The sequence below is a fragment of the Nonomuraea sp. SBT364 genome (assembly GCF_001083785.1).
Classification (GTDB): Bacteria; Actinomycetota; Actinomycetes; order Streptosporangiales; family Streptosporangiaceae; genus Nonomuraea.
In genome coordinates this window covers 1-1,148 of the sequence record NZ_LAVL01000352.1, presented here as the reverse complement: position 1 = coordinate 1,148, position 1,148 = coordinate 1, and the positions used below count along the sequence as shown (strand labels likewise).

Here is a 1,148-nt window from a genome sequence, read left to right as displayed (position 1 = left end):
CCCCCGGGCCCTCCGCCGACCCCGCCGCCGTGGCGTCTTCCGGGCCGGGGGCCAGGATGGTCAGGGCCGAGGGGCCGAGGCTCCATCGGGTGCCGGGAGGGGGCGTCCATTCCGGTATGCGGCGACGGGCGAGCTCTGCCGTGAGGCGGGTGCTCTGGGGCGTGGTGTGGCGGTGCGGGGTGGTGACGACGGCGCCGACGCGTCTGTCGCGGTAGACGCCCGCCAGGCCGTCGATGTGGTCGGCGTGGGGGTGGGTGAGGATCACCAGGGGGACGTCGTGGACGGCCAGACGACGCAGGCAGGCGTCGATCACCGAAGGGTCGGGGCCGGCGTCGACGACGATCGCCCGGCCGGGGCCCGCCGCCAGCACGAGGCCGTCGCCCTGGCCCACGTCGCACATCACCATCAGCCAGCCCTTGGGAGGCCAGGGCGCGATGATCGGGCGCAGGGCGACCATCGCGAACAGGGTGCCGGCCACGACGGCCAGCGTGATCGTCCGCCAGGCGCGCCGTCTCAGCAGCACCACGGCCACGGCCGCCACGACGGCCAGCAGGGCGAGCCCCGCCGGGCCTCCCGGCCAGGGGATGTTGGCCATCGGGACGCTCACGGCCCATTGGGAGACCAGGATGATCCAGCCGACGGCGTAGCCCGCCGGGATCACGAGCCACTGCGCCGCCTCCGGCCACAGGGGGGCGATCAGCGCGGCGGCGAACCCCAGCAGGGTCGCGGGTGCGACGGCGGGGCCGGCCAGCAGGTTGGCGGGCACGGCGATGAGGCTCACCTGACCGGACATGAGCACCAGCACGGGTGTCACGGCGGCCTGGGCCGCCGCCGGCACCGCCACGGCCTCCGCCACCCACCGAGGCATCCGCCACTGCCGTCCCCCTGACGCACCGCCCGTGACCACTTGCGCCCGGCCGCTCTCCACTCCCCGCGACACCCCACCGGAGATGCCCGGTGTGGCGCACTCCCGGACGAAGCTCTCCGGCGCCTGCCGCATTCCACCCAAGGTGCCCGGCGCGGAGCACTCCCGGACGAAACTCTCCGCTGCCTGCCGCACCCCACCGGAGGTGCTCGGCGCGGAGGGTGGCTCCCACGGGGAGGTGTCCGGTGGGGTGCGGCAGGCAGCGGAGAGTTTCGTCCGGGAG

Annotated in this window: 1 protein-coding gene; it reads right to left on the bottom strand. The window is 75.4% G+C overall.

What is annotated here, in order from left to right:
* Positions 1-1,000: ComEC/Rec2 family competence protein (locus tag ADY59_RS47305; RefSeq protein ID WP_231619258.1), on the bottom strand; the 1,000-nt coding region annotated here is incomplete at its 3' end.
* Positions 1,001-1,148 lie beyond the last annotated feature (148 nt).